Source organism: Brachybacterium netajii (SeqCode), from assembly GCF_054114245.1.
Genome location: NZ_JBSYXB010000016.1, coordinates 1 through 5,864, shown reverse-complemented (window position 1 = coordinate 5,864; position 5,864 = coordinate 1). Strand labels below are relative to the sequence as shown.

Here is a 5,864-nt window from a genome sequence, read left to right as displayed (position 1 = left end):
GGGGACAGGATCGGTGTACGGGTCCACCCTCACTTGCTAAGGCATACTGCGGCTTCGCTGGCCCTCGCTACGGGCGCGGACATGGAGGCTGTACGGGCCATGCTCGGCCATAAATCCCTGGCGACGACTCAGCGATACGTCCGAGCAGCATCCGCTCTTGATCGCTCGCCAGCCTATGCGTTGGCCGCCGCTCTGGGATAATAGGGGCTAGGATGACGCTAAGGAGAGAGGTACCAATGATACTGACGAGGGGGTCATATGCAGCTAGCCAAGCTAGAGATTTCAGGTTTTCGGTCGTACGTCGAACCCTTTGAAATCGAGTTCGAAGAAGGGGCGACCTCTATAGTCGGCCGAAACGATGCCGGCAAGTCGTCGATCCTGGAAGCTCTGGAGGCCTTTTTTGCAGGAAAGGTTGATCCCAAAGACTACTCTGTTAACTCGAGCCTTCCGATTGCTGTTTCCTGTGAATTCACAGAGCTTCCCGAGACGGTCTCAATCGATGCCAACTTCTCAACGACCCTTGCTGCCGAGTACCTACTAACTCGCTCTGGTTCGTTACGGGTCACAAAGGAGTGGTCAAGGGGGAAGCCGTCCGGACCGAAGGTATCTGTTCTCGCGGACCATCCGACATCTGATACCGTTGAAACTAACTTGCTGGACCTCAAGCAGCAGGGTTTAAAGAAAGTTGCCGCCGGTAGAGGCATCTCCCTTGAAGATGTTCAAGGGAAGGGCGACGCCCGGACGAACTCAGCATACAGGAAAGCAATTTGGGATCAGGTCCTCGAGTCGGGAGACGCCTCTCTAGTTGAGCGTGAGGTACAGCTGTCCAAGGAGGACGGGCTGGATGTAGCGAAGGCGCTAGAAAAGTATTACCCATACTTCCACTTGTTCCGATCCGATCGGGCGTCAGACGAAAATGAGCCCATCGCTCAGGATCCGATTAAGCTTATCGTAAAAGAAGTGTTGGAGCAGCACTCTGCTCAGTTGAATGAATTCGCCACGGTAATCGAAGGCGAAGTCAATCGCAAACTTAAGGCGGTCGTTGGCAAGCTTGCTGAAGTAGCGCCGGATATGGCTGCCACATTAAGAGCCCAGGACCTTGCCCCAAAATGGACAGGTGCGTACGGAAAAGCCCAATTCATTGACGAGAACGATGTGCCATTATCGCGCCGCGGGAGCGGTACGCGAAGACTTGTCCTGCTGAGCTTCTTCCGCGCTGAAGCGGAACGCGAAGTGGACGAAGACCACACGACTTACCATCGTGGCGTCCTGACTGCGGTGGAGGAGCCTGAGACCGCTCTACACTCTGATCTTCAACGCCAAATCCTCTCATCTCTGCTAGACGTCGCGGATCAACCGAACAGGCAGGTTATATTAACCACCCATAGCTCCAATCTCCTCCGCGACGTTCCGGCGACCTCAATCCGCTACATTCGAAGCGAATCCGGAAAGAAGAGCTGTGTATCTGCAGATTCATCTAGCAGCGGTCAAGAGCTCCTTTCTGCCCTGAACAGTTCGCTCGGAATATTTACAGACCACAACGTGCGCTGCTTCGTGCTTATCGAGGGGAGAAGGGACAAGGAGGGCATTGTTGCGCTCACAGAGTCCCTTCATGCGAATACAGATGAAGGAGTCGTCCCGTTCTACCATCTCGAGTCTCAAGGTAGAGTAGCATTCATGCCGATCGGAGGTGGAGGCAACCTTTCCCTTTGGGAGAGCAATCTCTCTGAGTTCAATAGGCATGAAGTATACGTGGTGGACAGCGACCGCGAGTCTGTATCCTCGCCACTGAAAAAGGAAGTTATCGGCCTTCAGACGCGCGAGGATACTAACCGGACGGTCGTCGTTTTAGAACGTAGAGAACTTGAAAATTATCTTACGTTTGAAGCTATATGTTCTGCCTATGCCGACCTAAGCGAGTTTGAGCGACTGTTCAGAGAGGCTATAGGAACGGCAGGCGAATGGGACTACGTCGACATTCCAAGTATTGCTGCTGAAGCTGCGCACGAGGCAAACCCTGCCGCAGGCCAACCGTGGCTAGAGCTGAGTGAGTCCAAGCGGTCAGAAAAAGAGTCGGCGGCAAAAAAGAGGCTCGCAAAGGCATTTCGACATGAGTCAGTTGCTAAAAGTTTGGTGGAGTCAGATTGTGACTTGATGCGAACGCTTAGAAGGATAAATGACCTAGCGCGCTGAAATGCCTAGTGGGTTGTCGTGTGTATTAACTCCGGCGCTCAGTGAATTTGGTCAGGAAGGCATTGCAAGCATCATTCGGATGATAGGCCGCGAAGGTCGCGGGTGGAGGGTACGGTGACTCGTCAGCCTGACAGTGCGCGCGTGTCGCGTGAGGCGGTCACGCATACGGCGTTGGCGGTGCAGAAGGAGCTGAACTGGGTGTTCCGGGAGCAACCGACGGACGACTTCGGCATCGACGCTCAGATTGAGGTCGTACAGGAAAACGTTGCGACGGGGCGGCTTCTTGCACTGCAGATCAAGGGCGGCAAGTCGTGGTTTGCTGAAAATGCATCGGGCGGGTGGTGGTTTCGCCTCGACCCTGATCACTACGACTATTGGACGCGCCATTCGCTGCCCGTCGTTGTGATCCTGTATAACCCGCAGACGCGGCAGTGCCATTGGCAGCTCGTCACGGAAGAGAACGTGGAGCGCGGGCCGCAGAGCGGCTTGAAGCTGCTTGTTCCTGAGGTGAACGTGCTCGACGCGTCGGCAATGACAGCGCTTCGAAGTGCCTCCGACGGCGCGCCATACATTTTGCGACTCCGTCAACTGGGTCTCGCGAAACCGTGGATGCAGCTGTTGGAGAGCGGTGAGCGGCTGATCGTCGATGTTGAGGAATGGGTCAATAAGGTCTCGGGCCGGGGCGAAATCAAGCTCAGCATCGAGCGTCACGACTCAGAGCGGACGGAATTGGCTCGGTGGGGTGTGTATCTCGGGACGCGCCCATACGAGGAGGCTCTACCGCCGCTGTTCCCGTGGGCCGATCTGCGAGTCCACGAGGAGACGTACGACATGGACGAGTACGAGCAATACGTGCTCGACCGATCGACTTTGACGCTATCCGCAGGCCAGTGGGACAGCCTCTCGTTCGATGACTGGCGAGCGGTGGTGCACCCAGGGCGCATTCGGCCGTACAAAACTGGTGGCGGCGAAGTGGACTTCTACCGACTTGAGCTCTCGCTGAACGCGTTGGGCCGGTCATTCCTCATCGTCGATGCGTTCGCCGGGTCAGCCTCCAAGTTTCTGACGCCGCTTGGCGAGTAATGGACACTGCTGCCTCGTTTACAGACGGGCCTCGGTGCGCCGTGAGTGCATCGAGCGTCCGTCCGTTTCGAGGTCATCTTGTAGCTTCGTCGGCAAGGCGTCCATGTCTAGGAAGTGGCATCCGTCGATGGGCGGGATCGTCTTAATGCGGAGCGGGAAGCTGCTGCCGCGACCGAGGGCCTTCTGCGCTCCGACGCCGACGCGTCGTGCGGTCGTGTCGCTGGCGCACAGGTACCAGACAGCCTTGACAGCGGTGTTGCTCTGATAGGCAGCGAGCTTCTGCTCATAGACACTGACGGCGCGGTCGGTGTCTCGCTCTACCTCGATAGCGATGTAGTCGGTGCCATTGGGGTGAAGCACGGCCACGTCGGGCTTCTTGTTCGTGGCCCGCCCGTTGGAGGCAACGTGTTGCGATTCGATCTGCGCGGTGATGCGGTTGCCGTGGCGGTTGATCCCGGTGGCGAGTTCACGTTCGGACAGCACGCTGTATCCACGCGCTTCCAGCGCCATCCCAATGTCGGCTGCCATCCACGCGTGCTGGCAAAGCATTGGATTGATTCTGCTGCGCAGCTGCCACGGGAGGTGCGCTGCGCGTGCCCCGACTCGTGTGGCGAAGTACGCGGTCGAGCCGTTCGTGGAAAGTGCGGTGCCGATGAGAGGGCCGATGCCGATTCCGGGGTCCTCTTCGATGGCCTTGAGTGTGCGGAACCGGCGCTTGATCGCCTCCACGGCCCTCGCGAAAGCGGCGCGTGCTTCCGGTGCCTGCGCGTACTCAAGGGCGGGTGACCACAGTGACGGGCTCTGCTCGCTCCTGGCGATGTGCTCGGCCGTTAGGGAGTGCCACCGCCCCAAGAGTCGAATGCGGTCGAGGTCGCGCCTGGAGATTGCGACTCCCCGGTTGGAACGCGTGCGAATCGCTGATGGTGTCCGGCTCATGGCAACCCCTGCTGACTTGCGTGCAAGTACGGGGCCAGAATACCAGATTGGTCTCCGGTAATGTCTCCGTTTCGGCTATCGATAAACCCTCCGGAAAATTCTCCGAACCGGCGTTATGAGTTTGACGTCTCAGGCCCTATGAAGTTCCGGCCCTGATTGGTGGCTCACCTGGCCTGATGCTTGGTCAATGCAGGCGCAAGCCGCGTACCCACAGTGTCAGTTTCAAGAGTGGGCGCGTGGAGGTCGAACAGTGTTCCGGAACGGTGTACCGGTAGGGCGTACCAGAACAGTGTTCCGGTACACCCTCAAGGAACAGTGTTCCGGTACAGCGTTGGGGTACAGCCTCCCGGGAGGGGCTACCTCATCAGTGCTGCGGTACAGGCGGGACTGATGCACGATCAGGTGTCAGTTGGGGTTAGGCCGCGAGGGCCGTGGTCGGGTTCATGATGGTCTCGTACTCGATGGGGGTCAATCGGCCCAGTCGGGTCTGCCGACGGCGGCGGTGGTAGGTCCGCTCGATCCAGGTGACGATCGCGATCCTCAGCTCGTCCCGTGTCCGCCACCGCTTGCGGTTCAGGACGTTCTTCTGCAGCAGCGCGAAGAACGACTCCATCGCGGCGTTGTCGCCGGCAGCACCGACTTTCCCCATCGATCCGATGAGGTGATGACGGTTCAGCGCGTGCACGAACTTACGCGACCTGAACTGAGAACCGCGGTCCGAGTGCACGATGCATCCAGCCGCGCCAGATCGCCGCGAAGCAGCGTTGTTCAGGGCGTTCACCGCGAGACGTGCCGTCATCCGAGTATCGATGGAGTAGCCGACGATCCGGCCGGAGAAGACATCCTTGATCGCGCAGAGGTAGAGCTTCCCCTCGTCGGTCCAGTGCTCGGTGATATCGGTCAGCCAGAGCTCGTTGACGTCATCGGCGGTGAAGTCTCGCTTGACGAGGTCATCGTGCACGGGCGGGCCTGGGCGCTTGCCGTTCTTCCCGCGCTTCTTCCCGAAGGCGGACCACCATCGATTGTCTCGGCAGATCCGCCACGCGGTCCGCTCACACATGCGCTGGCCGGCGGTTTCCGCTTCTCCGGCGAGGTACCGGTAGCCGAACTCGGGATCGTCCCGGTGAGCGTCGAACAAGGCGTTCGCCCGGTAGGCCTCGACCAGCTCCGACTCGGTGACCTGCTGTTTCCGCCAGCGATAGTAGGGTTGGCGGGAGAGCTTCAGGACCCGCAAGGACACCGCGACGGGGATCCCGTCGGCAGCGAGCTCGCTCACGAGCGGGTAGAGGATTTTCCCGGCAGGTTCGCCTGTGAGAGGTAGGCGGCCGCGCGGCGGAGGACTTCGTTCTCCTGCTCGAGCAGGCGGATCTTCTTGCGAGCCTCGCGTAGCTCGGAGGACTCCTCGCGGGTCTTGCCGGGCCGGGCGCCGTCCTCGACGTCGGCCTGGCGCATCCAGTTCGTCAGGCACGACTCGGAGATCCCGAAGTCGCGCGCGATCGTGGAGAGTTTCTGGCCGGGTTCACGGTTCCTCGCGACGCGGACGACGTCGTCGCGGAACTCCTGGGGATAGGGAGCAGGCATGGTGCACATCCTTCCCTGCGACGCTCCTCAGCGCCACAGCTGATGTGACACCTGATCATGCATCAGTCCCG

5 protein-coding genes are annotated in these 5,864 nt (G+C 59.3%); 3 read left to right on the top strand and 2 right to left on the bottom strand.

All coding sequences use genetic code 11. The features are described 5' to 3' along the window. Positions 1 to 9: 9 nt before the first annotated feature. From ACXET9_RS16025 to ACXET9_RS16015, 3 genes are all read left to right on the top strand, one after another. On the top strand, positions 10 to 201 hold the full coding sequence (locus ACXET9_RS16025) for a tyrosine-type recombinase/integrase (protein ID WP_457887683.1): 192 nt from the start codon (positions 10 to 12) through the stop codon (positions 199 to 201). A gap of 57 nt (positions 202 to 258) precedes the next feature. Beyond that, complete coding sequence (locus tag ACXET9_RS16020) at positions 259 to 2,193, top strand: ATP-binding protein (protein WP_457887682.1); 1,935 nt, start codon at positions 259 to 261, stop codon at positions 2,191 to 2,193. A 114-nt stretch (positions 2,194 to 2,307) separates the two neighbouring features. Next, positions 2,308 to 3,276 carry a DUF4365 domain-containing protein gene (locus ACXET9_RS16015; protein ID WP_457887681.1) on the top strand — a complete coding sequence of 323 codons (969 nt, stop codon included), beginning with the start codon at positions 2,308 to 2,310 and terminating at the stop codon, positions 3,274 to 3,276. An 18-nt stretch (positions 3,277 to 3,294) separates the two neighbouring features. Here ACXET9_RS16015 and ACXET9_RS16010 read toward each other — a convergent pair whose 3' ends face one another. Then, the gene (locus ACXET9_RS16010; protein WP_457887680.1) at positions 3,295 to 4,005 is read right to left on the bottom strand and encodes a hypothetical protein; all 711 of its coding nucleotides are present in this window, start codon (positions 4,003 to 4,005) and stop codon (positions 3,295 to 3,297) included. Positions 4,006 to 4,627: 622 nt separating this feature from the next. After that, positions 4,628 to 5,793 (bottom strand): IS3 family transposase gene (locus ACXET9_RS16005; RefSeq protein WP_457887679.1). Its coding sequence is split into 2 segments (ribosomal slippage): positions 4,628 to 5,506 and positions 5,509 to 5,793, totalling 1,164 coding nucleotides; the frame shifts between segments, so codons are not numbered across the junction. Positions 5,794 to 5,864 lie beyond the last annotated feature (71 nt).